Below are 26831 nucleotides of genomic sequence, written 5' to 3'. Positions count from 1 at the left end.
AACGCCAGATGTATGGCCGCGGAAAGCTAGATCTCCTTCAGGCGCGCGTTATGGGCTCCGCGTAAGCCCAACATCCATCAAAAGTGAGTCAGAGCCGCGATTGGAAGCGAAAACCGCCTTCAGGGGGTCAGTATTGCGAGCGATTTCACATACTGCGCAAGCATGCCAGGGATCGGGCCGCCCTGCGTTGGTGCGTCCGTCCAAGATCGTGGGGACCCATCGAGCCAGCCGGCGATAAATGCTGAGATCACCTTATCTCCCGGGACAAACCGCGTCACCTCGCTGCCGACCTCGGTGACCGTGCCTGCCATGTCCGAGGTAGGTCTGAAGGGGAAGCTAATAGGAACACCCATTCCGTGCTCGATCACTTCCGCGTCGCGATAGTTCAACGACACCGCGTGAACTTTTACAAGAACCTGCCCGGGCCCCGGACGTGGCCTGGGGACAGTGCGGAGCTCGAGCTTCGAGAGACCAAGCTCGGGTACTACCCAGTGCTTCATGTCATCGATGCCATTTTCAGAGCAATGTTGGATGACTTGGAACATTTTACTACTCTCGTTCTATCTCGGGGATGATTGCCGGCTCGGAGACCCCTTCTGCTTTCCCTTCTCGCAGTTGAGAGTCCAGCGAATGAACGGTGCTCTGAAGTCCTTCAAGCTTCGCTTTTAAAGTAAGGGTCTGTGCTGGGAGCAAGCATAGAGGTTGGAGGCCGCGCGTTGGACCGACTCTAATTGCCTCCTGACTTGCTGGATTCAGGAGCATCGATCGAACAGCCGTAATTGGGCGGAACGGCGGCGGCTAAGCTTTTGAAGCGATGATCTCGACCTCAACCAGGAGCCCTGACCAGACAAGCTGAGGCGTCAAGAGCAGCATGGAGGCCGGCTTCGCGTGCCCGAGGAACCGATTGCGCACCTGCGCATACGCGCTAATGTCTTCTGCACGCGTGAGGTACTGCGTAACCTTGACGATATCCTCCACTGCCATTGCCGCCTTGTTCAAGAGAAGAATTATGTTGCGCCAAGCAAGTTCACTCTGACCGGTTATGTCATCAGGATACCTGCCGATCTCCGAGAGACCGGGCGTTCCAGAGGTCATTAGCCACCGTTGATGAGGCGCCACCTCAATAGCATCGCTGTATGATCCGATATGTCTGGCGATACCGGCGTCATGAATCTTATGGGGCATGTCGTGCACTCCTAGGACGCGAATCTGTGTGACATATAGATCATCAGCAGTTCAAGTGGTCGGATGCCGCACCTTCACACTCCTGCTATACGCTTTCGCATCGACTGCTGGAGCGCCGCTCGCATGCTTTTGGGCGTCAGGTTTGCTCATTAACTCTATATTCTTTGGTGTGGCCTTAGCCGAGTTACAGGCAGTGTTTCTTCCCCCCACTGCCCCAGAGAAACGCGCTGTTGTCTGTACGGGTAACATAAGTCCGCTCCAAAATTCTCGGGGAGCGGGGCCTACCGTTGTGCAGACGCCAGGTGCTTTCGCTGCTCGGCGATCCGGCCCAAAAGCTTGTCGAACGCCTCTGAAAACTTTCTCACACCATCATCCAGCAGGTTGCCGGTGATTGCGGATAGTGAGATACCAAGGCTCTCTAAAGCGTCGAGCGTCTGCTTTGCTTCCATAATCTCCGAACCAAGGGCGTACGGGTCGACCTTTCCGTGCTCCCGAAACGCATTCATTGTTTTGGGCGGCATCGTATTCACTGTGTCTGGGCCGACAAGCGCATCGACATAGTAGGTGTCCGGCAGGCTTTCTTTTTTCGTGCTAGTCGACGCCCAAAGTAACCGTTGTGCCCTCGCGCCTTTCTTGGCCAACGCATGCCACCGCGGCGTCGAAAACAACGCTCCGTACCTCGCATAGGCCAATTTGGCCGAAGCGATCGCCACTTTGTCGACCACCATGCTGGTGGCCGCCGCTTTACCAACTTTGCCACCTAGGGTTTTGTCGACTGCCAAGTCTATGCGACTGAGGAAAAAGCTGGCCACCGAACTAACTTTTGATGGATCGCCGCCTTTTGCCACCAAATCTTCCAATCCCGAAAGATAGGCGTCCACCACAGCCTCATACTCTTCGATTGAGAACAGCAATGTGACGTTGACGTTGATGCCCGACCCAATTGTCTGCCTTACCGCCACGTTGCCTGCCTTCGTGCCGGGGATCTTCACCATCAGGTTCTCTCGCTCGACTAGCCTCCAGAGCCGATCGGCTTCCTTAGTTGTTTTCTCTGTATCGTTTGCGAGATGAGGCGAAACCTCTAGACTTACATAACCGTCCCTCTTGCCGCTCATTTCATAGACTGGCCGAAACAGGTCGGCGGCCCCCCGCACGTCCTCGACCGCCAGAGACTCATAGATGCTCACGTCATCGAGATTCCCCTTGCCGACCAAATCCTTCAGCTTGGTGTCATACTCGTCCGTCTCGGCAATCGCCCTCTCGAAAATGGAGGGATTGGAAGTCATGCCTTTCAGCCCGTCTTCCTCGATCAGCCGCGAAAGTTCGCCGTGTCGGATCAGGCTGCGATGAAGGTCATCAAGCCAAGGCGACTGACCAGCGCATTCAAGCTGCCTAAGAGGATTCGAGGAGCGCGTGACGGGGAGCAAGCTCATAAGATACCTTTTCTGTTGGCACGGATTCGGCAGATCGGCTTTAGCGCTGGATGGTTCAAATTACGGTGTTGCGCGCGTGACGAGCACACGCACCCAGTCGGGCCGTGCCAGCACCGCCGCGCCAGAGGAAGAATCCCACACGCGCGCGGTGATCGTTGCCTCAAGCCTCTACTTGTTTCCAGAAGGACCAATCTAGTCTCCTGAGTGACACCGATCGAGATCACGTGCATTGGCTCTCTGCTCATAGGCCCGCTACAGCGCTTGACGATCGTCCTCGGCGAGCCCGTTCGGCCTTCATGGACAATCGGGCCAGGGCCGAAGTACCAGTTAGAGTTGAAAGAGTAGCTGCACCTCACCTTCCCCTTATGTATCAGGCGACAAGATCAAGGCCAATGCCGATTGGTTATCGCATCGATGCACACTAACTTGAGCGGCGCCCGAGGCGCCGAGAAATACACATGTCACAGAGGCCGGCGAATGTGCCGGGTGAGTTGCAACTCGGGCTCTTAATAGGCCCCGTGGGGGTGTCGATATAACTCCTTTATAAAGAGACGAATTCGTGAACGAGGTGTAGGCTCAATCGGAGGGCAGTTGGAAAGTCTACGCTTGTTGAAGCCTGTTTGAATATATCTACCAACCCCGCCTACCAAAACGTCCGCCATTGAGCGTTTTCGGCAGAGGAGTACGACAAGTTGAGGGAGAAAGAGGAACCAGTCGGCAAGAAGGTGTGGACCGTTCGCCGAGCGGAGGCCTTCGGAAGAGTTAGGCTGTCGCCGTCATTCTTTATGCGCGACTTTTTGTATAGCGAGATTGCGACCATCAACGGGATGGTCAATCTTCCCGATGATCCTGATCTGGCCATCGCGGCTGGCCGTGGGCTATGCGAGCACCTGCTCGAGCCTTTGCAGGCGACCTTCGGCCGACTGGCTGTACGGTCCTCCTACCGGTCAGCGGAGGTAAACGCGTTCGGCTGCGCTCAACGACTGAGTTGCGCTTCTAACAAGCGAAATCTCGGCCGGCATATCTGGGATCGTCGCACGAAATCCGGTATCGGCGCCGTAGCGTGCATCGTCATCCCGTGGTTTGCGGATCACATAGAAAAGGACGGGAACTGGCAAGGGATGGCTTGGTGGATTCATGATCAGTTGCCTTACAGTGATCTGCAATTCTTCCCCAAACTCGGTGCCTTTAATATTGGGTGGCACGAAAAGCCGAAAAGGACGATCTATAGCTTCACCCGTCCACGTGGCTATTTGACGAGGCCCGGCTATTTGAACCATGAGGAGAGTCATCAACACTTTTATGAAGACTTCCCTCCGCTCCGCATAGAACCTCACATCTTCAAATGCGCCACAGCCTAAAGTCTTCAGAAACGGCATTGAAAACATAAGTTGTGCGGGTTACTCATAGCCGCCGAAGCGGCAGCTCTCTACCCGTTTTAGAGCAGCTCGGCGGGCCAATACTACGCGCAAGCAGATTATCCGACTTGCTATTTTCCGCGGCCATTTAGAGAACGCGGGATCGGCCCTTCGCGCCTTAGCCCATGCCACGCCAGTAAGCTGTCCCCGATAAATGCAAGGAGCGAGATGACCGTGCAGCCGAGCGCCAGAGAGAACAGGCCGATTAGCCAGCCGCCGACTCCGGATTCCCGCACGCTTCCTAAAAAAAGAACAAATGCTGCGCCGCAAGTCGCGGCGCCTCCAACCGCTCCCAACGCCACAGAAGCGTCTAGTGTCAGAGTTCGAAGCGCAAGACGGAGGAGGTGAGATTTTAGTGTCGCTGCCTCATCTGGATGCAGGTCACCCCTCGATAGATCGGCGAGATGGCTGAGGTGGTCGGACACTTGAGCCAGACGCGTGTTGAAAACCCCTAGAAGCGCCGCGATCCCCGAGAGCAGAAACACGGGGGTGAGCGCCGTCTGGATGAGATGCGCGACGCCGCCCGTCGGATCAACTGCTTCCATTCTTGTATCCTCTTCATCACAGCCGGATGCCCAATGCGTCTCCTATCCGTCAGGCCGTTCCTGTCGGTCTTCCTGGTCGGATATGCAAAGCGGGATTCAAGGCGGACGGACGCCGAGCCGTCAAAGCTCTTACCCGGGCCGCGATCAACTACCCCTTCTTTAAGCTTCCCCGTGCAGGCTCGACGTTGATTTGCTCGGCATTTGTGTAAGGCGCCCCGAAATAAGGAAAGGTTTCACTGACCCTCTTCATGGTCGGGGCCACACCGTCGCTTAGCGCCGTGTTTGTCGCCAAAGTCAGCATCACATCCATTGCGTCATCCGTCAGCGCGCGCCCATTGAAGCCCACGAAATCGAAAGCAGCCGGCGTGTCAAGTTCGTACGGCAAAATCGTCGGGCAGATACGGGCAGCTAGCTGCTGTCCGTAGTCATTCGGGTTTGCCGAAGAACCGGCGAGCTTCGTTAGCATGCCAGAAATCTTGCTTATCTGTGCAGAAAGGCGTCGGACATCGCTGGACGGAACCGACCGATTGTACGCCTCCTTCATGCCCGGCTCCGGCAAAAACATGTAAGTGAACAGCGGCACTCCCCATCGAGATACCTGCACCTCCGGGGCGTGGCCGTGGAGGGACGCGGTAGCCCAGGCATGAACCCGTCCCTCGCCGATCATTTTAGTGGGAACTTCCACCACAATTGCCGTTACGTTGCGCTTGGAAAAGAAGTTGCTACGATTCTGGAATGCCGCAGGATCGAACCGGTTGTCTTTATAGAAGGCTGTCAAAAAGCGCGTGATCGCGGCGGCATCTCCAGCAAACATGTCGGGTGCTAGCCCGGCGAACGTGGTTACCCCCGCACCGCCGCGCATGACCTCACCAGTGCGTCCCGATATGATGACCTCGCCTTCGGCGCCCTGAATCGCTGAACGGCCAGTTGACCTCAAGATCTCATAGTTCTGAACATGCTCGTGCGCTTCGCCGGCGACGTGGGAAACAGCGCCAAACCGAACTTTGAACGCCAGCTCCTCAACGGCATCGCCGTTCAAGTCAAATCGGAAAGCGTAGAGCCCTTCCTCCCGGAATGTGTCCGGCGCGGAGAGACCTGCGTCCGGGTTGACCGTCAGGGCCATGACGGTGGTTCCTGGGCGCCCGCGGAAGAGATAGAAGTCGCAGACATTGATACGAGGATCTGCCAGTGCAGTAGGGGTGTCAAAATGGTGCGACATCGTTTTTTGGATCCTTTGCACTTCCTGGTCTGTCCTGGGGGGAAATGAGCTATCGCTCAGGTGTTCGGCTTCACGCTCGCCAGGCCCTCGCGATAGCAGGCAAATTGGCCGTTCCCCTACTAGAGTCCAAAAAATAAGGGAACTTCTTCGTAAGTTCGAACGAGTGTTCAGGCCCTCGGGGAATAGGCGCTCCCGTCAGTATCGTTGCAACGACCGCCGCAGTATCATCTGCCGGATGAAGGCCATTCTGGCCCACGAAATTGAAGCCGACGGGTAGGTCTCGGCTATACTGGATGACATCCGGCAGCAGATGAGCGCTCAATCGACGTGCGTATCTGGTAGGATCGGGGACAGTGCCGTACGCCTTTGCGAGAAAAGCTATGCGACGGCTGACCAAGTCCGAAAGGAGAGTGATATCGTCCTCTGGCGACACGGCATGGTATGCAGCAGACAAACGAGAATCGTGCGCCAGAAGCTTAGCGACAATGGGACTTCCAACTCGGAGTCGCGATTGCCCGTCGGCGAGTAATTCTGCCCAGACTTTCAGATGCCCTCCTGGTGGCAAAAGGTTGGGCGCTGTCTCGACAACTACGGCGTTGTAGATCTCGTCGGGACGTGAGTCCATCCGTAAGACCTGCCCGGCGAAGCTTCGAAGGTAGTTTTGGCCGTACGGTGGTCCTGGAGATTGGAACCCGGACCGGCCGTGTACGGTCCAGCTACCTCTGTTGCTATTAATGCGAACGGCAGCGTCGAGGCTCTCATCCAGAAAATTGCGGGCACCCGACGCGAACGTGACCGCAAGGACAAGATTCCCCGTTTCAGGCCCGACAAAGGCAAAGAGTTTAGCGGTAATGTTGTGCCGGCTCGGAACGGCTGACCATCCCGGCCTGGGCGCCATCGCTATGAATGCGGCTCCGGCACACAATGCTACGCGACGCGTGATTGGAAAGGATATAGTGGTGCCGTGCAAGCCTGCTCTTAAACACATGAGAGTTCCTCTTTACGAATGCCCCCAGGTCCAGGTCCATGGCCCGTGCTGATTGCGCGGATACGAAGTGACGGATTGGGAAGCAGGCCTGTCCGCCGGACCGAATTGACTCGTAGAGTTCGCCGGATTCGATGCCGCATTTTCGAGCTGTCACTATCACCTTCACCTTCTGAGAAGCACTCCCTCGACTTGGCCGGGGCGGCTAGATCGACATTCGCGGCGAGATGGTCACCAAATGACGATCGTGTCGCGTTGTGACCTGCCCGCTAACCATCCGCAGCCCGACCGAGAACGAAGGTTCCCAGCCGAGGCAACACTCAGAGCTGGATAGACCCCTCTTGAACTCATGATCCGGAGAAAGGCCAGTCGCCTGCCAGGGCGTCGTCGGGGCGCGCCATCGTGCGTTAATCCACAGCCGCACCTAACAAGTACCCCTGGCAGCCTTCCTAATTAACCCGATAGACGACCGGGCAATTCACGACGAATCCGACTGGCCGTAGCGAGCCATCGTCGATGCTCTTGATGAATCCTTTCGACGCCATGTCCTCGATCTCAATTGCATCCGTCATGCGCGATCGATAGCCGTGCTCAATGGCGGAAGGAGTCCATTTCGCCGGAAAGAGTCGCCACATCGGGCTATAATCGAGATTGATAGTCGGGACACCACCTAAAACATTTAGCGGCCCACGCCCATCGGACAGCGCACTATCGAGCCCCTGTCGCTGCGGATTCTCGATCCCGGTCGGGCCGTTCACGAATGTGTATAGACGCTCGGCCGGTTCACCCGGAGACGCATCTTCAAGGGCAAAGGGAAAGCTCTTCAGCGCCGGCGCATATGTTGCAGCTTCGAGGGTTGCTACGAGAGGATCACTCGCCTCAGTCGAGAGATATAGGATTGGCTTGCCAAAGGTGAACCCAATCGTCAGTTGCAGAGTAACATAACCCTCTCTGGGGCAAATGGCGACTACCTTGTCATGGACCAGACTGTGATCGACGTGGCCGTCGCAGAATTCATTAAGCCTTTTTTCGTCAGTGCCAAATGCAACCATGGGCGCGTTGAAGACCATGTTGGTGCCGGCATTTTCGATGTGGACGAGAGGGGAATAGTCTGCGTCGCCGATGGATCCGGGCTGCGCGCTCTTTGGCGGAAAAAAGTTCGGCCCTTTTCCCGGTACGACTTTCCGCTGTGACGCGAAGTCCACTTTGCCAGATTCGAATACGAAGGTTCCATCTGGCGCAATTGTTGCTTCTCGTGCGCCTTTTCCAGTTAAACCGTAAGTAAGCTTCGGAGAGAAAACGAGGCCATGAAGTTTTGCCAGGTTCTCGTCGGTCGTATCCGTGAGGATGAACCAGACAAGCTCACCCGACTTTAGGCGACCTCGGCGGAGCGGCAATCTTGCTGTGCCCTTGACCAGATCCACCTGTGCTGACTTCATCAACAGCACTGGTCCTAGGAACGCGGGGTTTATCTCTGACGGGGAGGGCCGCGCCGTAACGATATTAACGTCCGGCCTCAGATAGGCTGGAGCTGGTCGGGTCTCCGACAGAGGAGACCCAGTCACTCCTTCATTGATAACTTCGGCTCGCGCTAGCTGCGGGACGCCCAAAAGGGTCCCGATGGAGATGGCCAAAGCGCAGTCAAGTCTCACGCGCAAAGTTGCCGATGGTCTGCAGCGTGGCAACGCCATACTATTCACCCCTGGTTCAAGACGCGTGTACTGAATGGTGCCTTGCGTCGGTGAAGGCCGGTCTCTGCGTGGCACCTTGTGATGAGGAAAAAACACCCAAAGCCAATCGGCCGCCAATGCCGTCTGGGTATAGTTTCCATAATCGCTGCATCGCTGGTGATGGAATTCACCCAGGATGCTATGCTGACCCTCAGTTGCGGATACCTCTCTCCGGCGCTTGTTTCCTTATTCTGGACAGTCGACCCGAATAGCGCTTAGCCTCTTAATGGATGATAGAAGGTTTCGTGACATCAATGGTCCGGCAGCTCCAATTTGACGACCGTTAGGATGCCGGCGACGCGCTGATCAGGTCGGTCCGGAGGCGAAGATGTCTTTAAACGAAAGCCTTGATGCGCTGCGTGCGAAGATGACGAGTGAAGCCGCAGGCGCATACGAGGAGGTTTTGCAGCGACTCGATCCCCGTCTTCTCGCCGAAAATGCACTTAAGCCCGGCGACGTCATGCCAAATTTTGAACTTCCGAATGCGGAAGGCAAAATGGTCTCTTCATTAGAACTCCTCAGCCACGGAACACTCGTCGTAACCTTTTATCGTGGTAGCTGGTGTCCCTATTGCATGCTCACTCTCCAGGCGCTTGACCTTATTCTTGCACCCGTTCCGGGCCAGCAAGCGTCCCTGGTTGCTCTCTCTCCCGAAACCGGTGGGCGAGCTCGTTTCGTGAAAGACAAATACAATCTGCGATTCGAACTGCTTGCTGATGTCGACAATGCTGTCGCTTCCATGTTCGGCGTTCTCGTTCGCCTACCACCCCTTTACCGGCAGCGGCTCTTGTCACAAGGGATCGAATCTGAGACGCTACACGGGCGAAAGGGTTGGTTCATTCCTGTCCCATCGACCTTCGTGGTCGCGCGCAACGGAACAGTCGCGCACGCTGAGATCCACGTCGACTATACCCGTCGAACAGAGCTGGATACACTTCCTTTGGTGCTTCGCGCGCTTCGGCAGTACAGCTAGAAGGGCGAAAACCGAACCATGGACCTTCCGCAAATCGGATACTTCATTGTTCTCTCGCGCGTATTGAACTTTACGCACGCTGCGCGGGAATGCAAGATCACCCAGCCAGCGCTCTCGCGAGCGATCAAGCGCCTTGAATGGGAACTAGGAGGCGACCTCCTGCTAAGGGAGCGATCCTTGACACAGCTCACTGAATTCGGGCGAGCGATGCTCCCACTGCTCGAACAAGTTCAGGCTGCGGCAGACGTTGCACGCGATGAGGCGAGACAGCTGCAGACGCAGGAGAGGGCGCCCCTTCGGCTTGGGTTGAGTCCTTGGCTAGCTTTTCCGTTAATCGGTACGGTGCTCCGTGAGGTCATCGCTTCCGTAAGATCGACGGAATTCAGCGTCTCCGTGGAGGCTGAGCCGGTGATGCGGGAGCGCATGCTGCGCGGTGATTTGGACGTCCTCGTCGGGCTGCGAGCCGATACGCTACCCGAACGCTTCAATCAGTGGCAGCTTTTTTCGACCGGCGCCGCGGTCTTCTTGCCTCGAGATCATCTCCTCGCGGCCGACGAGTTGATCCATGGAAGTCGTCTTGCCGAATCGGTCCTCCTTGGCGCGTCCGAACCAGAAGCCCTGCCGGAGAGGATTTTGTCGCAAATCGTGAGGCGGCTCGGGCGTAGACCTTCGACGCCACATCGCGCGAGCAATTGGGAAACGTCACTTCAACTCGTGCGCAGCGGCCTTGGCCTTGGCCTGGGATTGTCCTGCTGGCCAACACCCCCAGAACTGGTGGCGCGCGGCCTCGCCGATCGGTTGCCCGACTACGAAGTTGTTGTGGAGACGATTGCTGGGCGTCCGCAATCTCGAGCAGTATCGACCTTCGTAAAACTTGCTCGCGCCTCCGCTTGGATGAACCCGGCCAACGTGCCGTGAAGCTGGCCGGCAGGTGCAGCACCCCTCCCCTCCCCGACACCTGCTTTCCGACGCCGGCTTTTCACGCCATCTCTCTAATTAGGGCCGGACCCGTGAAGCAGCACTATAACCCCTGAGCATAGATATGATGCCTTTCTACAGGCACTACTTCGTGCTCCATTCATGGTCAGCGCGCTCCACTCGCCGTGAACCAGCGCACGGAGGCGCTTTGCCATTCCCTTCTTTCGCGACGCCCTCTCTCGGCTGGAAAAGGATCAGTGATGAAACGCCCGGGCAAAACTAGAGCTTTCATTCGTCTCCCTCTTCTTATTGCCACCGTGTCGCTGGTCTCGCTATCGTCTTCGTGGCAAACGGCACGAACTGCGGAGTCCGACGCCAACCGATCGAACGCGGCAGTTGACAGTAGCGGTTATCTGAAAGTCCCCGATAACTACCGCAAACTCTACCAATATCTGGGCAGCTGGGCGATCGCCGCTAGTCAAGGTCAAGGGTCGGATCAACTTCATAATGTCTACGCTTCACCAGGTACGATCGACAACTATCGTGCCACCGGAAGATTCCCGGATGGGGCCGTTTTAGTCAAGGAAGTGTTCGGAACAGCCACCGCGCCTATGACGACCGGGATCGTGAGCCATGCGCAGACGCTGAAGGGCTGGTTCGTCATGGTGAAGGACAGCAAGAACTCTCGACCCGGCAATAAGTTGTGGGGCGACGGCTGGGGCTGGTCTTGGTTTGACGCTTCGAATCCCTCGAAGACGACGACAACCGACTACAAAGTCGCTTGTCAAGGATGCCATATTCCGGCCCAGGCATCTGACTGGATCTACATCGCTGGATACCCGGTATTAAAGCGATAGTAGGGGGGCAGACGTAGTCGGTCCGCCCTCTTGGCGGCCAGAGCCGGAATTGCGCCTTCTGGACCCCGTCGCCCACACTGCGTGGACTCACTATGCCGATGAGAATGCAAAACCTGGCGTTCTAAATCCAAGTGATTGAATCCTAACTTTCAGAGCTACAGACGCGTCCCGTGAAGCCGATCAACGTCAGGAGGCCTGCGACGCCAGCTTTGGCGAGCACTAGCTATCATGCCGTGCAAAGCCGGCCCTGAAATTTTCACAATCGGCGCCGTCGGCTGTTGAAGCGCCATAATGTGGGTTCAAGAAAGGCGTCGGCTGCCAACTCGGCCGCACTCCTGGATCGCGATATGCTTCCCCCAACGTACGCTGCCAATCGTGACGACGGGCGATTTTGATGAATGCGTCCAAGATCGGGGAGTGACGCCTTCCTGCTACCGCCAAAAGCTCAACCTGGCGACGAAGCGGATCGTCTTTTATTGGACGTGAGACAAGTGACGGTAGTAGAGGCGCGTGTTCAGGAGCTAGAAAAGCACCCAGACCGATCGCCGCCAGATGCTGAAGATGGCTCTCCTGTTGGGCGCGATGCCCGATACGCCAAGTCGTCTGGTCGGCAAGGTGAGTGTTTTCAAAGCGGCCGCTGATCTGGCGCGTGTCACATTGTAGCCAAGTGGCGTCCCGTAGCCGATCTACAGGGATCTCCGTGAGACCCGCGAATGCGTGACTGGGCGAGGTGACGACGACATAACGCTCCTCGAATAGAACCCAATGATCAATACGAAGTGGCAATTCGCTTGTCTGATCTGCCAGTGCTGCGTGAATATCGCCTTCCATCAAAGCTGTAATCAGACCCTCGTTCTTGTCTTCGATGAGATCTATCTGCAAGCCAGGGACGGAGCGTGCCAATTCTGAAAATAGTTCTGCCATAACAAAAGCGGAGACCGACGAAATTAAGCCGACCCGGAGCTTCCCGTTACTCTTTGACCAGTACTCTCTTGCCTGCGAGGCAATCGCGTTCGCAGCGTCGATGGTTTGCTCCAGCATCGGCAACACTGCTTTCCCCAAGTCGCTCAGCTGCGTCAGATGACGCTCCCGGTGAATCAGCTCACCACCGAGTTCTTGCTCAAGCCTCTGAACCGCCTTGGTGAGAGCTGGCTGAGAAACGTTGCACTGTTTTGCGGCACTAGAGAAATTCAGTGTCCGCGTAAGCGCCAGAAAGTATCGTATCTGGTAGAGCTCCATGGGCGTCCTCCGGTCGCAGGCCGAGATGGTCAACACATCCCTACAAACATGGCGGGCAAGAGCATTTGTGCGTCGCTGCGGCTGCTAAGTGCGCGACACCGCCGCTTATCTCCCACCGCTCACGGGACGTTCTTGAGCCTATCAACGGCTCGCCGCTTTCAGATTTCTGCGGTTCCTAGGGCTGAGAGTGACTATCGGCCTGCGACCGCAGGATTCTGTAAGAAGATTGCCCCGCCTCACGGGTTCGCGATCGCGTTCGTGAGGGAGCTGTGATAGCTAATCGCTAGCCAGGAGGCAGGGTAAGTGTAGGGAGGGGCGATGCGCAGCGAACAGCAGCAGGAGTCTGTCGATCCTTCAGGGGAGAAGGGCGTCCTTCCATGCGCATCGTTCGTAGCCGAGGCGCGCTTGCCGAGCGACACTCACATTCAGCTAATTCGCCTTCGAAAGCCCGCAGGGGTATTCCGGCACGTTCATTCGGACTTCACCCTCTCGCTGCTCACAAGAGGTGTTGGGTCCGTTCGCATGGACCTCGGCGCCGGGCGATTTGGTGCGCGCTACAGGCCAGGTGATTTTGCGTTAATCTCGCCCGGCGCCGATGCCGAAATCACTGTGGGCGATACACACGACCTTCTCACCTTCTTTTTTCCCGGCGACGCGGCGCGATCTATCCTAGCTGAAGCGGCGGGTACAGGGCTGGCCGACCACGGCCTGATGCATGCCGCGCTAAATCGTGATGCCAGCATCGAGAGCCTGATGGGTCGCGTGTGGACCGAGGCGGCAAATGGCAATCCAATGGGGCGGCTGCTCGCCGAAGATGTATCTGTCGCGATCATGGGCCGATTAGCAAGGCTGGCAATGAGCTCGAACGGAGTAAAGGGCAAGAAGCCCGAGGATGCGCCGCCGCTGCACGGGCCCCGCCTCGCGCGAGTTCTCTCCCTCATCGAGGACAAGCTGGAAGCCGACCTGAGCCATGCCGCTCTGGGAGAAGCCGCTGGTCTAAGTCCCTGGCATTTTTGCCGCGCCTTCAAAGCCGCCACAGGCGTAGCACCGCACCGCTTCATCGTGCTGCGGCGGCTTGCACGAGCACAATGGCTCATACGCACTTCCAGGCTCACTTTGGCCGAGGTAGCGATTGCCTGCGGCTTCAGCAGCCACGCGCACCTGACGACAGTTTTCCGACGTGAAGTCGGAACGAACCCAAGCCATCAAAGGAACGAGGCGAAAAGGCGATGAGCGGCGATCGAAGGTGCCAAAACCGACCGGAGAGCGTCACTCAAGGCATCTTCCGATCTCCTGGCCCCTTCAGTCAGCCTAAGAGAAGTCCCGATCTAGGTACGACATCTCCTGGTCGGCGCTTCGAGGAGACCGGTAGAAGCGCGTTCAATGATTTGCTGTGCTGTGGTCTGGTCACCGGCGCCCTGCAGGGGGCTGAGCAAGTAGCTTAGGAGTTGAAAGCCCTCTATGGCGCCGGAGATTTACGTTCATTTGATGAGGTGGAAAGCCGCCACCACGATCGAACCATCGCCCATGACTTGCGGACCCTTTCGATGTACTCAAGAACACGGGAGATACGAATGTGACTGGAAGCTCGGGATGGGAAGCCGATGGCGAAAGATGGTCTGCAGAGGAGGCGGGCCCCCCCGGCAAACTCACCACCATACGGCTCAATCAGACGGGTTCGACCTAGTGAGCCCCGTCTACGGCAGCGAGCCAGCGGCGGCTAACCTTGACCCGCACGCAGCTCGAACGCTGCTAGCAGTAACTCGACAACTTTTTCCACATGAACGAATTGAGATGCGGCATTACGCAGCCGCTGTCGATACGCTGCGCAAAAAGTCTCATGCCTGCACGGCGATCAACGACCTGCTTCTTGATGTAGTGGCACATGTCGACGCAGCCCACGGCCTGCCCTGGGTCGACCTCAGCGCTGATGCACGCCGGGCCGTGCTAGTTAGTCTGGAAAGGACCGCTTTCTTCCCAGTCCTGCGGACAATGATCATTGCGAGCCTCTACGGCAATCCAGAGGTCCAAAAGATGTTCGGCTATGGCGGGTCGTCCGTCGAGTTCGGGGGATATATTGGGCGCGGCTTCGACGACATCGACTGGCTCTCAGACAATTGATAGAATCACTGCATGGCAAAAACATTTGATCTGAAGGACGATTCAGTCGTTGTGGTGATCGGCTCCGGGGCCGGTGGGGGCACGCTTGCTAATGAACTTGCGCAGATCGGAGTCGATGTTGTGTGCCTCGAAGCGGGAGAGCGCCTCAGCATCACTGATTTGAGAGACTATAGCCAGGCTGACTCTATGCTTGGCCGACTAACTTGGCTGGATAAGCGCATCGGAACCGGCGACCTCCATGCCGCCTTGCCACTCTTCGTTTGCAAAACTGTCGGCGGCACGACGGTACAATGGGCCGGTGCCACGCTGCGCTTCCAGGAGCATGAATTTAAGACGCGTACAGTCTACGGAGACATTGAAGGAGCGAATTTGCTAGACTGGCCATTGAGCCTGCGCGATCTGGAGCCCTTCTATAACGAGGCGGAGGACAAGATGGGGGTCACCGGGACACACGGCATCCCACGCTTACCGGGCAACAACAACTACCGCGTGTTAGAAGCGGGTGCGAGGCGCATTGGTTACCAGAGCGTCCACACCGGTAATATGGCGATAAACTCCGAGCCGCGCGACAACCGGCCAGCGTGCCGACAGATCGGCTTTTGCACGGGCGGCTGTGCAATCGGTGCGAAATGGTCGACGCTTTACACGGAAATTCCAAAGGCTGAAGCGACTGGGCATTTTGAGCTTCGTCCAAACAGCATGGCGCTGCGGCTCACCCACGGCTCTCAGGGCTGCATTGATGGCGTGATCTATGCAGATAATGCAGGCAACCATTTTGAACAGAAGACCCGAGCCGTCTGTGTTGCCGGCAACTCGGTGGAGACTCCACGTCTACTGCTGAACTCAGAATCATACGAGTTTCCACAAGGTCTAGCAAATACCTCTGGACAGGTCGGCCGCAACTTCATGCGGCACACGACCGGGACTGTATACGCCATCATGCCTGGTCGAGTAAGCTTTGAGCGAGGTACCCAGATGGCCGGTGTTGTTACGGATGAATCGGCCTTCGACCCCAGGCGCGGCTTTGTGGGTGGATACGAAATAGAAACACTACCGGGTTTTGGCCTCGTTAATCTCGCTACCAATCTGTCGCCTTCGGCCTGGGGAAGCGACTATGCGCAAATCCTGGAAAAGTACGAGTACTTTGCGGGCTTGTGGTTGGTCGGTGAGGACCTCCCGCAGGCGAGCAACGGGGTGACGCTGCACCCGACTGAAAGAGATCAGCACGGTTTATCCGTGCCCATGATACACTTTATCGACCATCCAAATGACGTCGCTATGCGAACTCACGCGTTTAGATCGGGTCGCGCCATCTATGAATCCCTTAGTGCAGAGAGTGTGTTTGAGCTGCCGCCGGGGCCTAGTACACACAACATGGGCACCTGCCGGCAAAGCGAGAAGCCGAGGGATGGCGTATGCAACGCCTACGGCCAGTGTCACGACATCCCGAATCTTTTTATCTCGGACGGCAGCCAGTTCACATCGTCCAGTGCTGAAAATCCTACGCTCACGATCGTAGCGCTGGCAATTCGCCAAGCGAGATATTTGGCCGATAGACTGAGACGTGGCGAGATGTAAGCCAGTCTCGGGCAGCAGATTTCGAAGATGCGCTCCAGTGTCAAGGGACGCACTCGAGAGCGACGTCAACGAAGGGCAGGTGGCCGGACGAGTTATGTCGGAGGTAACATTGCGACCCACATTCCGCGTCGTCGCCAGACCCCTGGACCTCTGGATCGTCTCTCTTAGCGGGTTGCGCGGCCTCACTAGCGTTCAACCGTCGTGCTCAATCTGATGCCGCCATCATCGTCCTGATACACTATTGATCAGGCCAGCTCCCAAGCTCCTATGGCCCCCAGGCGTCGATACATCGACTGTTGAGGTGAAAGATGTTCGGCTTTGCGGTTCGAAGTCGTGCGCTAAGGAATCGGCCTAGGCGGCCTACGCAGCGAACCATAAAAGAAGCGCCGGCTCGCGATGGCCCGGTTCTCCTTTAGGTCAAATAGGTCACGAATGCCATCACCAAAGACGTTAAACGCGACGACCGTCACGAAAACTGAGAGACCCGGAATGACAACGAGCCAAGGTGCTCGCGTGATGTAATCTCGCCCCTCGGAAAGCATGAGTCCCCACTCCGGTGTGGGGGGCTGCGCACCGAGGCCAAGAAAGCTCAGCGACGCCGCGGCCAGTACAGCCGACGAGAATCCCAGAGACGCCAGGACGATGGTGGTCGGCAGCACATTAGGCAGGAGGTGCCGACCAACTACCCGGGCGTGGCTTGCGCCAATGAGCCGGGCGGCTAGGACGTATGGTTTCTGCCTCTCGGACAGCACAGCGCCGTAGGTGCTCCGCGCGTAATAGGGGATTGCGCTTAGGCCGACCGCTATTACTGCGTTGGTAAAGCTCGGCCCTAGAAACGCAACCAAGCCCAGCGCAATGAGCACGTCCGGAAAAGTGTAGAGTAAATCGACCGAGCGCATCAGTATCTCGCCGAGCCAGCCGCCTACGTATGCGGCGACAGCGCCAACCACTACGCCGCAGGCAAACCCGATGCCAACAGCCGAAACTCCGACACAAAGAGTTATGCGAGCACCGAAGATCATGCGGCTCAGTACATCGCGACCAAACTCGTCCGTACCCAAAAAGAAATCCATTCCCGGTGCAGTCAATCGTTGCCCGACGCCGATCTGATTCGGATCGAATGGTACAATAAAGGATGCACTGATTGCGACCAGCGTGATAAGTAAGATTATGCCTCCGCTGACTATGACTGACCATGATAGACGGATCTTGCTGCGTTTCTTGCTGTGCCATTGCAGAGGGTCGTTCAGCTCGTAAGGGGGCTCTGCTTGTCTGCTCATCTTGCCGAAATCCGCGGGTCCAGCCACGCAAAGGCGACATCGACCAAAAAAGAGGTCGTTACAATGATTGCCGCAAACAACAACATGAAGCCCTGTATTAGCGGATAGTCGCGGTAGCTGATCGCCTGGATCGCGAGACGTCCAAGGCCATTCAAACTGAACACGTTCTCGACGACCACCACCCCTCCCATCAGGTAGCCGAATATCACGCCGATAATAGCCGCTACGCTAATGGCCGCAGGCCGTAGTGCGTGCCGATAGAACACTAGTGTTTCGGACATACCCTTTGATCGCGCTGTGCGGATGAAATCCTCACCAAGAACATCTATCATAGCCGAGCGGGTCACTCGAGCTACAATTGCCAGATACGCAAATCCAAGGGTGAATGCCGGAAGTATCATACTTCGCCAGCCTTCTCCGGCCACCGGCAACCAATTCAGTGTCACTGAAAAGAGCAGTACAAGCATTAGGCCAAGCCAGAAGGTTGGTATCGAGACCCCGATGACGGCGAGCATCATCAGTGCGTTGTCAACGAAGCTTCCCTTTTTGTACGCGACTAGCATACCGAGAGGCATGCCAAACCCTACGGCAATTGCTAGACCCGAAAGCGCGAGCGTAAAGGTCGTCGGGAGCCGTGCGATCAACAGTGTAGCGACGGGCTGGTCCCCAAAAATCGAGCGCCCCAAATTGCCGGAAGACAGGTGTTCCATGTAGTGCAGGTATTGCGTCAAGACAGGGACGTCGAGGCCGAGCGCGTGTCTCATGGCAGCGAGCTGTTCAGGCGAGGGAGATGAGCTCTGCGACATAACCGAGGCGGCATCGCCTGGGATGAGGTGGATGAGCATGCAAACTAGGAAGCTCGAAATCAGGAGCGTGACTAATGAGGTCATGAGGCGGCGTACGATAAAGCGACCCATCACGGAAGCTGCACGTCATTGAAGATTGGCATGGCGGTGTAGCCCTGTTTGAAGCCTCTAACATCACTCTTCGATGCGACAAGCCAGAACCAGCCAGGAGAAAACAATGGAATTTCGTAGGCTTTAGTAAGCAGCAGTCTCTGTATATCGAGAAGCTCGGCGGCTCGAGCGTCGCCGGACAACCTGCGTTGATCAACGAGCATCTGCTGCAAGACTGGATCGTCTACCCCTCCGCCGGCATATCCTGGGGGCTTCCATAGGAAGACCAGGTAGTCGGGGTCGGAACCGGACATTCCCATGGTCCAGAGGGCGGGTTCACCCGTCGTCTGGCGGTTTTTAACCGACATGAACTCAACCCATGCTGCAAATTGACGTTGTTCTATTCTGGCATTGACACCTACGGATCGCAGTTCTTGCTGTATCACAACGTCCGCGTCGTCCCATCCCTGGAGGGGTGACACCGAGAAGAGGAGGTTGAGCGGATGAGCGGCTCCATACCCCGCCTCCTTCAGTAGTGCTTTTGCCTTAGCAGGGTCGAACGAAGTGGCCCAAGTGGCGCATCTAGCAGGGTCATAGCCCAGCAGCCGAGGTGCCACTGGACAAGTCGATGGATCGACAAGGTCGTCAAACCCAATATCGGTCAAAGCTCGGCGATCTATCGCGTAGCCGAGCGCGCGACGGACACGCACGTCGTTCAGGGGCGGGATCTTGGTCGTGAAGCCGAGGTAGGCGAGCTGTCCGGTACGCTGCGACCCCGTATAAACCTTATAGTCCTTGTCCTTAGTAAGGTCTGTCGCGTCGGCTAGCGATGGCTCCACAAATGTTGCCTGTCCAGTCTTCAGGGCGGCCACGCGCAGTGACCCCTCCGGCACGACGCGGAAGATCAGCCGCTTCTCAAACGGTGGCCCGTGGTCGGTCACGAGAGGATTGTAATTTATAAAATCCGGATTGCGTGCCAGTATGATGCGGTCGTTGCGGGCCCAGTCCACGAACCTCCAGGGTCCCGTCCCGATCGGCGTAATGTTCGCGCCGTGGACCGTGCTTGGGCACATCATTAATGATTGCACACTCGTAAGGAATGTCGGAAGTGGCGAGTAAGGCTCGGCAAGTGTAATGGTCAGTCTGTTGCCCGCGACCGATGTACTCGTGATATCGCCGTAGGAAGAAGCGTTCGGGCTGCCGGTCTTGGGATTGATCGTGCGGTCGATGTTCCATTTCGCGGAGGCAGCGTCGAAGATACTGCCGTCCTGGCACTTAATATTGGACCTTATTTGGAAGGTGAAGGTCTTGTTATCGCGGCTGGCTTGATAGGCTGAAGCGAGTCCCCCGACAATCTGTCCCTTACTGTCCAAATTGAGCAGTGTTTCGTAAATTTGCCCCATTACTTGTAACGACAGGGTCGTTGAAACGCGTGCCGCGTCAAGACTTTCCGCATCTTGAGAGCGATCGAAGATGATGTCACCGGAATCGGCAAGTGCGGGAGGTCCCGCAAAGCCGGTAAGAATGAGTGAGGCCGAGATCGCGATTAGCTGCGCGAAGGTGCGAACGATCATGAGAAGCTCCCAAGAAGGCGGATCCTGTCGCAATCCTCGTATATTGAACCCGACCTTAGCTGTCGGGCTTAGCACTAGTCAGAGCACTCTCGCGAATGCATGCGTCCGATGCCGGGGCTCTCTCAATCCGCCACGTGTGACTTTTCTCGGCCATGTCCACCGATCGCGCCTTGGAGAGTAAGCGCTTCTCTGCAGGCAAGTCACTGACTCCCGCGGCCCGAGCTTGACCGACTTCCCATCCAAGGCTGCCACCGCAACGGCCGGATCCATTATAGCCAGATTTGGATAGCTCACGTTGACACCGCAAAGCCGCGGCGGGGTTAGAACCGCCCTCCATCGTCGCCCGGGAGTGAAGGTTCGGCGGACGCGAACTGGAAGCTCGCAGTCCCGCTGCGTATCGGCTGAGAAGCACAGTGATCATGACACAGCTACTTCAGGAAGGAAACTGTCGCGCGGCAAGAAGGCACGCGTCACCCTAACGTCCGAGACTATCTGTGACTGATGCTGGAGACGTCGGAATAAGCTTCTGATCCTAATCGGCTCGGCCGATGGGTAAAGACTTGGAGAGACGCGCGCGTCGCCTTAGCTAATGACCTTCGGCATCGGGTTGAAAGTAATCGTATCCGCTCCAGTTCCAGCTCTTCCGGTGTAGCAAACTCCTCCTTGGCCATCGATGGCTAGCCTTTGGTCTGGACGGCTCGAGTGCGCATACCTTAAGGCATTTCGAAGACCGGGGGCATCGGAAACGCTCGAATGCCCATGATGCCGTTCTAGGGATCCGGCAGCCAATTCCACTTAAGCTATCGGAACCACCCGGCCGGCGCTGGAAGGTCAGTCTGCAAGACCCGCTATCTCAAATGCAACGTCAAACCACCTCAGTTGGCCGCGCGTGCGCTTGGCCGACGCTAGCAGGAACGCTACTATGGTCCCGGCCCCCTTCTACACGTTTGAATGCCGCCACCTATACGGGGTGATCCCAACGTAATGACGAAAGATGGTCGTGAAATGAGCCTGATTCGGGAAGCCGACCTGCAGGGCGACGTCACTTATTGTTCGATGCGGCTCTCTTAGCAAAACCTGAGCTCGCGCGATACGCTGGCTGACTACATATTCATGAGGGCGACTAGCATCCTCGCTCGGAACTGGGCGGCGAAGTAGCTGCGGCTAAGGCCAGCGGCCCTAGCCAGATCAGCCAGTTCAATAACCTCCGACATATGGTTGTGGATATGCGCTTGGACGCGGCGCAGCCGCCAAGTCTGAAGCTCCAGTGGCCGTCTCCGCATCACAACAGCGAGTTCGGTCGAATTGTCAGAGGAGTGGGTGATGGCGCGCTCACCGGCAACCGAAAGATCTAGCCGATCGCCAGGAGCCCTTGGCTTGAGGGAGCCCACTTCGATAGCCGCACGTTCGGCGATCATTAGCGCGCCCCCGTCGCGGGAGCCGAGCAAAACCAGAAGGCAGTCAGCTCCGTTCCCGCACGGAAATTCCCTAATTCCATTCGTGAACGGCCGCCACTCAAGATTGCACGACATGTGAGAATGCGCGCTTTCCCGACGAATCTACCCCTGATACGGCCCAATAACAGAGCAAGGCAACAGCCCATCCTCATCGTTCCCCACTAGCCTAGCCGAGAGTAGTGTCGCAAAGAATATTGTTCGCAAAGCCACTCAAGTATCGCGGAGTGGGTCGGGATGCTAATGCCCATTGTGTATCAAATTGATCATTGCTGGTAATGCTATGGACCGCTGCCTGCAAAGACGGCCCACGACGTAGATCGGTGCCATTCACACCCGACGGACAATTGTCAGGCCACGCCTTCGCAAATGGGCTATCGCACGGTCGCTAATCATATACGTTTCCCAACGACGCCCGGAGAGTCGATCCTCTGAAGCTACTTCCTTTTGCCAGCGGACATAGTCCTGGTCGGCGCCGGCTCGGTGGGGTGCGCATCAGCGGGACGTATCGTAGAAGCAGGCTTCCGCGTGACGCTTATCGAAGCGTCCAGGTGGCCGAACGCTTTACTCAATGCTAAAGCGATACCGAGCACCCATGCCTGGGGGTATGAGGGTCCGGGAAACAGCAATCAATGCTTGACGTTTGAGCCGCTGTTGGGTGATCGGCGGGTGCTCGTTACCTAATGGAACAACGCAGAATGTCGGTTGGTCCGGAGATTACGACGCATGGGCAGCATCAGGCTGTCCAGGGTGCGAAGCGGATACTGTTAAGCCATTCCTTGGTAGGGCATTGCATGCCTGTAGAGCTCGTCGCTAATATAGCGGAAGAAATCCAGCCGTTTCATAAATCCTTTATCCGTGCCGCAACGAGCCGATCCCTCCCATTGATCGATTGTCTCGATGGAGGAACGGGCGTAGGTTGCGCGCCTGTCAGCAGCAGTCCTGATGGTTTACGAATAAATGGCGTGTTCGCCTGTCTAGACGTGCACCGTGAAAATGGAAAACTCACCGTCCTGCCCGATAGTCTAGTTGAACGCCTTTATTCCGCGGCGATCAAGTGACCGGAATCTCCATCATTAAAGAAAGAACGCGCTTTCACTTCTCAGCCGAACAGGTCGTGCCTAGCGCCGGAGCATATGGAAGTCCAGAAATTCTATCGCGGCCCGGCATTCGACCAGAGGCAGATCTACAGAAACGAGGCATTCCTGTCATCGATGATTTGCCCGGTGTAGGTCAAACCCTCATGATCAGCCCTCCGCTTTGTTGCAATTTGCCGGGTCACCCACGCTGGCGGCCCGAACTCCGCGAACTCGCGGCGATCCACCCATTGATGGAAGAGCGGGCCATCGCGAAACTACACTCTCCTTTTGCCGGCGCCGCCCCTACGACCTTCACGTTTACCCTTGGGTTGAAGAAGATAGCCAGGCTCACCGACGGTTGGCGCTGCATTGTGCCCGTGGGCGTTCTGCGGCCGAGGTCGCGCGGGTAGATTAAGCTTCGATCGTCCGATCCCGATATTCTTCAGAAATAGATACTGGCTATCTACGTGACCAGGACGACGTTATGGCTGTGTAGTATGGCATCGAATGTTCGAATGGGCAGAAACACTAACTAGATCACAGCCATTCTCGCGCTAACTTGGACAAACAGTTTCGATTCCGCCCCGCGGCGCGGGTTCAGTTCGCCGGATTCGAGCTACTCATCGTCACTACTGGCACCCGGCCGGGCCTCGTCGAATGGGCCCCGTAGCCGATCCATTGTCGGGCGTTGACCGCACTGGGGAGGTCCACGGAGTTAACGGCCTCTTTGTCGCCGATGCCTTCGTCTTTCCCGATGTCCCACGCGGGACAACCGCACTGCCCACATTTGTTGTTGGAGAGCGTGTCAATTTATTTTGGAAAGGAGAGTCCGTGTCGCTTAGCTGGTAGCGCGCCGGCACCAATGTCTGAGTAGGCCCTGTCCTTCGCAACGTCAAGTTCAATAGTTAGCCGTTTTCCCCATACTTTTTAGCGTGACGCGCACGGTGATGACGGATGGCGCTCATCACGCTGCGCAAACCTTCGACTCCCGCAAGAAGAACAGTAGAACCTGTGCCCTTTCACTCCTCGACACATACCTGTCGTCAGCCTTTCGTTGCGGCCTCATCACCTATTTCGACGCGTAACTGGATTAGTCGCTTTATCTCGGCCTCGAGATCCGCAATGCGTTGCGCAGCGAGTTCCTCATCATGGGCTCCGGAGTAAGCTGTTGCCTGTTCGATTATTTGTGCCAGATTACTGCGCGCGATGCCTATGCTGGTGTCGATTTCAACGATCCGATCGGTGAAATTGCTCATTTTAGTCCCCCCTTTAAGGCCTTGCGCGCACCTGATGCAAATTGTCGAAAAATGTACGTGGCACGAGGATGCAACCATGTGGCAAACTTGGTTTGTCTACCATCAAGTCGAACGCCCTATGTCGGACCGCTAAGATTAATGTCACGACTAGCGGCACTTGAGGTCCTCGCGACTCGAAGAACTCGAGAGGTGGTCCATCTTTGCGCTCTGCGATTCGCAACATTGACGCCGTTCTCTTTATTACGCGCGCGAGTTATAGAACAACCCAGCTGCAAGGTTTACCGTTAAAGCAAGGAGGACCATGTTGAATAGAAAGCTGATGAACGCATGAGCGGCTGCGAGGCGCCGCAGGTGGCGATCGGCTATCTTGACATCAGACACCTGGAACGTCATTCCAATCACCAACGAAAAATAGAAAAAGTCCCAATAGTCTGGATTTGGTTCTCCGGGAAACTCAAGACCGCGCTGCGCGTCTCCAACGAGCCTGATATAAAACAGATGCGCATAGCGCAATCCGAAGAGCACCTGTGTGGTCAGCCAGGATAGGACGATCGTTATGACTAGAATGAGGAGATGCAGTATGCGTTCCATCCCATTCGCATTCAATTCTCCGAACTCGATAGCGATAACGAAGACACTCGCCACTATGCCGGCGAGGGTCAAAGCGAACACGGTCCACTCCCCATCTTGAAGCGCTGCTGCCCTATCAGATATTTGATCAGGCGAGGTGGTAGTCATCGATATTCCGCAGAGCCATAGGAAGATCCCGGCACCTACATCCCAACTTATGACGATCCGCGCTCCACTCGTAGGAGCTAGCGAATACGTAAGAATTCCAGCTGCCACGGCGGCGATTAGCCGCGGATGGCTAGAAGCAATCTTGAGATAGCGCATTATGGCAGAGCGATCGGTTGATCGATCCTGTCGCTAGGGGAGCGTTGCTGGCGCGTTATAGAAGCCACCTCCATCTGACTATTGTCCTGTTTAAGCAATTGGTTAGGCAAGATCGTTACTGTAGCTCTCACTGTCTCATAGAGCGAGTCTTCTGTTCCGTGTTCGCCATTCGCTAAGAAGCATCACGGAGCTTAACGGCAGGGGCCTGTAGCAGGCCAAGAAACGCCGGCTAGCCATCCACAGTTTAAGGAATCCGCGCTCAGTGGCTCCCGCTTAGAGGTAACTGCGCGGGAGAAGGGTCCGCACCTTGTAGCTTCCGTCATACCCACTGTGTTCCAATGAAGAGACGCGATCTGGACTTGTTGACAGAGGCATGAAGGAAAGCCTCAGGTAAAGGCATCATGTTCATGCTCTTTAGTAATAGTTATTCACATCGCACCCGCAGCGTGACGCGTTCGGCGCATCGTGGAAGGCTTGGCGTCCGCTGACGAGACCAAAGGGGCGTGCATATTGTTGTGAGTAGTGCGACGCGACGTGAATTGGCCTGGTTGGCACGCTCCGATGCCGCGGGCGATGCCCTCTCGAATGCAGCGTTGTGCCTATGAGAATATGTGCCGTCAGCGAGAAGGCTGGTCACCTTCGCGTTGGTGACGACTGGAACGCAACTCGCTGGCGCCAGAGCAGTGTGCCGTCATCGAATTCATACGAAAAAGGCATTGGATCGGCCGTCCCGCCGGAAGCTAATTTGAGGGTTTTCCTGGAGGGCCATCCGATGAGGCTGTGGTACCAGTCGACTCTCGACTTCTCCGAGCATCGGAACTACGCTCGATCTCTCGCCGAGCACTTCCGAAAGATTGCTGGCACGGGAACAGAGGTGATCTTGCGTGGGCGGGCCACGGATGGTGCTGGATCCCTGAGCGCAGCCGAGATCATAGGTTCATCAATCGTGTATCGGAGTGTCGTCGATCCCGCCTTCGTTCGAGCAGTTTTCGAAGCGGAGGCGCTTAGCGCGGACGCTTTTATCGCTGCATCTTTCAGCGAACCCATTCTTCCTGAGCTGCGTTCGCTCGCAGTCATGCCTGTCGTGTCAATGTCGGAGGCTTGTTTTGCGGCCGCTAGCGCGAGCGCGCCGAAGATTGGGCTGCTCACGTTAAACAAGGATATCGTCCCTTATCTCGAAAAATCGATCTCGCTCCACAAGTGGAAGAACCGCGTCAGTGGGATCCATCTGATAGAGGGCGGTATTTCAGAGACGGAACTCGACGCCCATTATGCCCATCCGAGCCCGTTTCTTGATCGCTTGACGAGAGGTGTTCGGACTGCCGCTACTGCTGGTGCCCAAGCTGTAATCGTGGCTGAGGGAGTGCTTGGCATGATGGCTGCCGCGAACGGACTGACCGACGTCGATGGCATACCGGTCATCGACGCAATTGCCGCCACCGTTCTGTTTGCCAGGTTTTTAGTGGACATGAAGGTGTCTACCGGTCTGATGCAAAGTCGAGCGGCATATCCACTTCCGAGCGCGGCCGCTCGGCGGCTTCTCGCGGTTCGCGCAGCAGGAAGTTAGACCATGCCTGGCCAGCCGCAGCAATCGAGAGAGTCATTGATGTCCCCATGCTGAGCGATTGCGAAGCGTTGACTGAACACAGCCGCAAGTTGTTGAAATGGCGCGCACGCTCGAGTTCTCGCTCCGCCGCTCAACAATGAGAGGATCGAGCCCCTGGTCACGCTCCGGTGGCATATATTGACCACGAAGCCCTCCGCCTGCTCAGCACGGGGCGGAGCACCCGTGCGTGAGGGAGTGGTCGTCCTTGTCCTTCTCTTCCGGAGGGCCCCAAACATTGCGGAAGCATGGTCGTCTCTCCAAGGGCATCAGGCACCGCCGAACGCTCCGTCTTGATCGACGTCGCGTTTAGTCCGGCGGCAAGTGCGCCGTCGGCGGCAACGTCGGCGAATGCGTTGGAGCCACAGACGAGGACGTTCCCGGGAGGTGTGGGCAACCGACCGACCACATCGGCGACCATCGCGACGTCGATGCGCCGGCTGTAGTCGGCCGCCGGCCTTGCAGGTTCGCGCGTGAGCGCAAAGGCCAAGGCGAAGGCCGGAAGCGAAACCTCGGTCGCTAGCAATTCGTCTCTGAAGAGCACGTCGTGCCACGTCCTTGACGAGAGCAGCAGCGCTATCGGAACCGATCTAC

The 26831-nt window shown here is 56.7% G+C and carries 24 protein-coding genes; 10 read left to right on the top strand and 14 right to left on the bottom strand.

Annotated elements, in window-relative coordinates; translation table 11 throughout:
* Positions 1 to 119 precede the first annotated feature (119 nt).
* The 3 genes from GSQ83_RS02895 to tal form a co-directional block, all read right to left on the bottom strand.
* On the bottom strand, positions 120 to 545 hold the full coding sequence (locus GSQ83_RS02895; protein ID WP_158801299.1) for an alcohol dehydrogenase catalytic domain-containing protein: 426 nt from the start codon (positions 543 to 545) through the stop codon (positions 120 to 122).
* 253 nt (positions 546 to 798) lie between these two features.
* Entirely contained in the window at positions 799 to 1185 is a 387-nt protein-coding gene (locus GSQ83_RS02890; protein WP_158801298.1) for a RidA family protein, read from the bottom strand.
* A 281-nt stretch (positions 1186 to 1466) separates the two neighbouring features.
* Positions 1467 to 2618, bottom strand: coding sequence for a transaldolase (gene tal, locus GSQ83_RS02885; protein WP_158801296.1), 1152 nt, complete (start codon positions 2616 to 2618; stop codon positions 1467 to 1469).
* Between the two features lie 692 nt (positions 2619 to 3310).
* Between tal and GSQ83_RS02880 the strand changes: the two genes are divergently transcribed.
* Complete coding sequence (locus GSQ83_RS02880; protein WP_254065467.1) at positions 3311 to 3979, top strand: hypothetical protein; 669 nt, start codon at positions 3311 to 3313, stop codon at positions 3977 to 3979.
* Between the two features lie 128 nt (positions 3980 to 4107).
* On the opposite strand, the gene GSQ83_RS02875 is transcribed toward GSQ83_RS02880, so the two are convergent.
* The 3 genes from GSQ83_RS02875 to GSQ83_RS02865 all read right to left on the bottom strand — a co-directional run bounded on the left by GSQ83_RS02875 (position 4108) and on the right by GSQ83_RS02865 (position 8224).
* The gene (locus GSQ83_RS02875) at positions 4108 to 4581 is read right to left on the bottom strand and encodes a DUF2721 domain-containing protein (protein WP_158801294.1); all 474 of its coding nucleotides are present in this window, start codon (positions 4579 to 4581) and stop codon (positions 4108 to 4110) included.
* A 148-nt stretch (positions 4582 to 4729) separates the two neighbouring features.
* Positions 4730 to 5800, bottom strand: coding sequence for a DUF4331 family protein (locus GSQ83_RS02870; RefSeq protein ID WP_158801292.1), 1071 nt, complete (start codon positions 5798 to 5800; stop codon positions 4730 to 4732).
* A 1434-nt stretch (positions 5801 to 7234) separates the two neighbouring features.
* The gene (locus tag GSQ83_RS02865; RefSeq protein WP_158801290.1) at positions 7235 to 8224 is read right to left on the bottom strand and encodes a hypothetical protein; all 990 of its coding nucleotides are present in this window, start codon (positions 8222 to 8224) and stop codon (positions 7235 to 7237) included.
* Positions 8225 to 8843: 619 nt separating this feature from the next.
* Between GSQ83_RS02865 and GSQ83_RS02860 the strand changes: the two genes are divergently transcribed.
* The 3 genes from GSQ83_RS02860 (at position 8844) to GSQ83_RS02850 (ending at position 11263) form a co-directional block, all read left to right on the top strand.
* Positions 8844 to 9488, top strand: a complete 645-nt coding sequence (locus tag GSQ83_RS02860; RefSeq protein WP_158801288.1) for a peroxiredoxin-like family protein — start codon at positions 8844 to 8846, stop codon at positions 9486 to 9488.
* Positions 9489 to 9506: 18 nt separating this feature from the next.
* Complete coding sequence (locus GSQ83_RS02855) at positions 9507 to 10406, top strand: LysR family transcriptional regulator (protein WP_158801286.1); 900 nt, start codon at positions 9507 to 9509, stop codon at positions 10404 to 10406.
* A gap of 260 nt (positions 10407 to 10666) precedes the next feature.
* Positions 10667 to 11263: a cytochrome P460 family protein gene (locus GSQ83_RS02850; protein WP_158801284.1), complete on the top strand. Its 597-nt coding sequence runs from the start codon at positions 10667 to 10669 to the stop codon at positions 11261 to 11263.
* A 219-nt stretch (positions 11264 to 11482) separates the two neighbouring features.
* On the opposite strand, the gene GSQ83_RS02845 is transcribed toward GSQ83_RS02850, so the two are convergent.
* A complete protein-coding gene (locus tag GSQ83_RS02845) occupies positions 11483 to 12502 on the bottom strand; it encodes a LysR family transcriptional regulator (protein ID WP_158801282.1) in 1020 nt (339 codons plus the stop codon).
* Positions 12503 to 12820: 318 nt separating this feature from the next.
* Between GSQ83_RS02845 and GSQ83_RS02840 the strand changes: the two genes are divergently transcribed.
* The 3 genes from GSQ83_RS02840 (at position 12821) to GSQ83_RS02830 (ending at position 16201) form a co-directional block, all read left to right on the top strand.
* On the top strand, positions 12821 to 13735 hold the full coding sequence (locus GSQ83_RS02840; protein WP_158801280.1) for an AraC family transcriptional regulator: 915 nt from the start codon (positions 12821 to 12823) through the stop codon (positions 13733 to 13735).
* Positions 13736 to 14296: 561 nt separating this feature from the next.
* Positions 14297 to 14623, top strand: a complete 327-nt coding sequence (locus GSQ83_RS02835; protein WP_158801278.1) for a hypothetical protein — start codon at positions 14297 to 14299, stop codon at positions 14621 to 14623.
* Between the two features lie 12 nt (positions 14624 to 14635).
* Positions 14636 to 16201: a GMC family oxidoreductase gene (locus tag GSQ83_RS02830; RefSeq protein ID WP_158801277.1), complete on the top strand. Its 1566-nt coding sequence runs from the start codon at positions 14636 to 14638 to the stop codon at positions 16199 to 16201.
* A 338-nt stretch (positions 16202 to 16539) separates the two neighbouring features.
* Here GSQ83_RS02830 and GSQ83_RS02825 read toward each other — a convergent pair whose 3' ends face one another.
* The 5 genes from GSQ83_RS02825 to GSQ83_RS02805 form a co-directional block, all read right to left on the bottom strand.
* The gene (locus GSQ83_RS02825; RefSeq protein ID WP_158801275.1) at positions 16540 to 17481 is read right to left on the bottom strand and encodes an ABC transporter permease; all 942 of its coding nucleotides are present in this window, start codon (positions 17479 to 17481) and stop codon (positions 16540 to 16542) included.
* A complete protein-coding gene (locus tag GSQ83_RS02820; protein ID WP_158801274.1) occupies positions 17478 to 18398 on the bottom strand; it encodes an ABC transporter permease in 921 nt (306 codons plus the stop codon). Before GSQ83_RS02820 ends, GSQ83_RS02825 begins: the two co-directional genes overlap by 4 nt.
* Positions 18398 to 19951 carry an ABC transporter substrate-binding protein gene (locus GSQ83_RS02815; RefSeq protein ID WP_158801272.1) on the bottom strand — a complete coding sequence of 518 codons (1554 nt, stop codon included), beginning with the start codon at positions 19949 to 19951 and terminating at the stop codon, positions 18398 to 18400. The genes GSQ83_RS02820 and GSQ83_RS02815 overlap by 1 nt, the downstream gene beginning before the upstream one ends.
* 939 nt (positions 19952 to 20890) lie before the next feature.
* Positions 20891 to 21025 (bottom strand): AraC family transcriptional regulator, encoded by a 135-nt coding sequence (locus GSQ83_RS31050; protein WP_371417941.1) that lies wholly within the window; start codon positions 21023 to 21025, stop codon positions 20891 to 20893.
* A gap of 29 nt (positions 21026 to 21054) precedes the next feature.
* Positions 21055 to 21369, bottom strand: a complete 315-nt coding sequence (locus GSQ83_RS02805) for a helix-turn-helix transcriptional regulator (protein WP_158801270.1) — start codon at positions 21367 to 21369, stop codon at positions 21055 to 21057.
* A gap of 734 nt (positions 21370 to 22103) precedes the next feature.
* Here GSQ83_RS02805 and GSQ83_RS02800 point away from each other — a divergent pair.
* Both GSQ83_RS02800 and GSQ83_RS31045 read left to right on the top strand, forming a co-directional pair.
* Positions 22104 to 22466, top strand: a complete 363-nt coding sequence (locus GSQ83_RS02800) for a hypothetical protein (RefSeq protein WP_158801268.1) — start codon at positions 22104 to 22106, stop codon at positions 22464 to 22466.
* A 594-nt stretch (positions 22467 to 23060) separates the two neighbouring features.
* Positions 23061 to 23333, top strand: a complete 273-nt coding sequence (locus GSQ83_RS31045) for a GMC oxidoreductase (protein ID WP_158801301.1) — start codon at positions 23061 to 23063, stop codon at positions 23331 to 23333.
* A gap of 194 nt (positions 23334 to 23527) precedes the next feature.
* Here GSQ83_RS31045 and GSQ83_RS02785 read toward each other — a convergent pair whose 3' ends face one another.
* Together GSQ83_RS02785 and GSQ83_RS02780 are read right to left on the bottom strand one after the other, a co-directional pair.
* Positions 23528 to 23740: a hypothetical protein gene (locus GSQ83_RS02785; protein ID WP_158801265.1), complete on the bottom strand. Its 213-nt coding sequence runs from the start codon at positions 23738 to 23740 to the stop codon at positions 23528 to 23530.
* 240 nt (positions 23741 to 23980) lie between these two features.
* Positions 23981 to 24634 (bottom strand): DUF1345 domain-containing protein, encoded by a 654-nt coding sequence (locus tag GSQ83_RS02780; protein WP_158801263.1) that lies wholly within the window; start codon positions 24632 to 24634, stop codon positions 23981 to 23983.
* A 745-nt stretch (positions 24635 to 25379) separates the two neighbouring features.
* Between GSQ83_RS02780 and GSQ83_RS02775 the strand changes: the two genes are divergently transcribed.
* Positions 25380 to 26201, top strand: coding sequence for an aspartate/glutamate racemase family protein (locus GSQ83_RS02775; RefSeq protein ID WP_158801261.1), 822 nt, complete (start codon positions 25380 to 25382; stop codon positions 26199 to 26201).
* The last annotated feature ends 630 nt before the right edge of the window (positions 26202 to 26831 follow it).

This window comes from Acidisoma sp. L85 (assembly GCF_009765865.1).
GTDB lineage: Bacteria > Pseudomonadota > Alphaproteobacteria > Acetobacterales > Acetobacteraceae > Acidisoma.
Note: the sequence above shows the minus strand (reverse complement) of the source record. Positions and strands in the feature narration are given on the sequence as shown.

What these genes read in the sequence shown, in the direction of transcription:
- GSQ83_RS02895 (WP_158801299.1), bottom strand. Translation starts at nt 545, where the DNA reads ATGTTCCAAGTCATCCAACATTGCTCTGAAAATGGCATCGATGACATG.
- GSQ83_RS02890 (WP_158801298.1), bottom strand. Translation starts at nt 1,185, where the DNA reads ATGCCCCATAAGATTCATGACGCCGGTATCGCCAGACATATCGGATCA.
- tal (WP_158801296.1), bottom strand. Translation starts at nt 2,618, where the DNA reads ATGAGCTTGCTCCCCGTCACGCGCTCCTCGAATCCTCTTAGGCAGCTT.
- GSQ83_RS02875 (WP_158801294.1), bottom strand. Translation starts at nt 4,581, where the DNA reads ATGGAAGCAGTTGATCCGACGGGCGGCGTCGCGCATCTCATCCAGACG.
- GSQ83_RS02870 (WP_158801292.1), bottom strand. Translation starts at nt 5,800, where the DNA reads ATGTCGCACCATTTTGACACCCCTACTGCACTGGCAGATCCTCGTATC.
- GSQ83_RS02865 (WP_158801290.1), bottom strand. Translation starts at nt 8,224, where the DNA reads ATGAAGTCAGCACAGGTGGATCTGGTCAAGGGCACAGCAAGATTGCCG.
- GSQ83_RS02860 (WP_158801288.1), top strand. Translation starts at nt 8,844, where the DNA reads ATGTCTTTAAACGAAAGCCTTGATGCGCTGCGTGCGAAGATGACGAGT.
- GSQ83_RS02855 (WP_158801286.1), top strand. Translation starts at nt 9,507, where the DNA reads ATGGACCTTCCGCAAATCGGATACTTCATTGTTCTCTCGCGCGTATTG.
- GSQ83_RS02850 (WP_158801284.1), top strand. Translation starts at nt 10,667, where the DNA reads ATGAAACGCCCGGGCAAAACTAGAGCTTTCATTCGTCTCCCTCTTCTT.
- GSQ83_RS02845 (WP_158801282.1), bottom strand. Translation starts at nt 12,502, where the DNA reads ATGGAGCTCTACCAGATACGATACTTTCTGGCGCTTACGCGGACACTG.
- GSQ83_RS02840 (WP_158801280.1), top strand. Translation starts at nt 12,821, where the DNA reads ATGCGCAGCGAACAGCAGCAGGAGTCTGTCGATCCTTCAGGGGAGAAG.
- GSQ83_RS02835 (WP_158801278.1), top strand. Translation starts at nt 14,297, where the DNA reads ATGCGGCATTACGCAGCCGCTGTCGATACGCTGCGCAAAAAGTCTCAT.
- GSQ83_RS02830 (WP_158801277.1), top strand. Translation starts at nt 14,636, where the DNA reads ATGGCAAAAACATTTGATCTGAAGGACGATTCAGTCGTTGTGGTGATC.
- GSQ83_RS02825 (WP_158801275.1), bottom strand. Translation starts at nt 17,481, where the DNA reads ATGAGCAGACAAGCAGAGCCCCCTTACGAGCTGAACGACCCTCTGCAA.
- GSQ83_RS02820 (WP_158801274.1), bottom strand. Translation starts at nt 18,398, where the DNA reads ATGGGTCGCTTTATCGTACGCCGCCTCATGACCTCATTAGTCACGCTC.
- GSQ83_RS02815 (WP_158801272.1), bottom strand. Translation starts at nt 19,951, where the DNA reads ATGATCGTTCGCACCTTCGCGCAGCTAATCGCGATCTCGGCCTCACTC.
- GSQ83_RS02805 (WP_158801270.1), bottom strand. Translation starts at nt 21,369, where the DNA reads ATGATCGCCGAACGTGCGGCTATCGAAGTGGGCTCCCTCAAGCCAAGG.
- GSQ83_RS02800 (WP_158801268.1), top strand. Translation starts at nt 22,104, where the DNA reads ATGTCGGTTGGTCCGGAGATTACGACGCATGGGCAGCATCAGGCTGTC.
- GSQ83_RS02785 (WP_158801265.1), bottom strand. Translation starts at nt 23,740, where the DNA reads ATGAGCAATTTCACCGATCGGATCGTTGAAATCGACACCAGCATAGGC.
- GSQ83_RS02780 (WP_158801263.1), bottom strand. Translation starts at nt 24,634, where the DNA reads ATGCGCTATCTCAAGATTGCTTCTAGCCATCCGCGGCTAATCGCCGCC.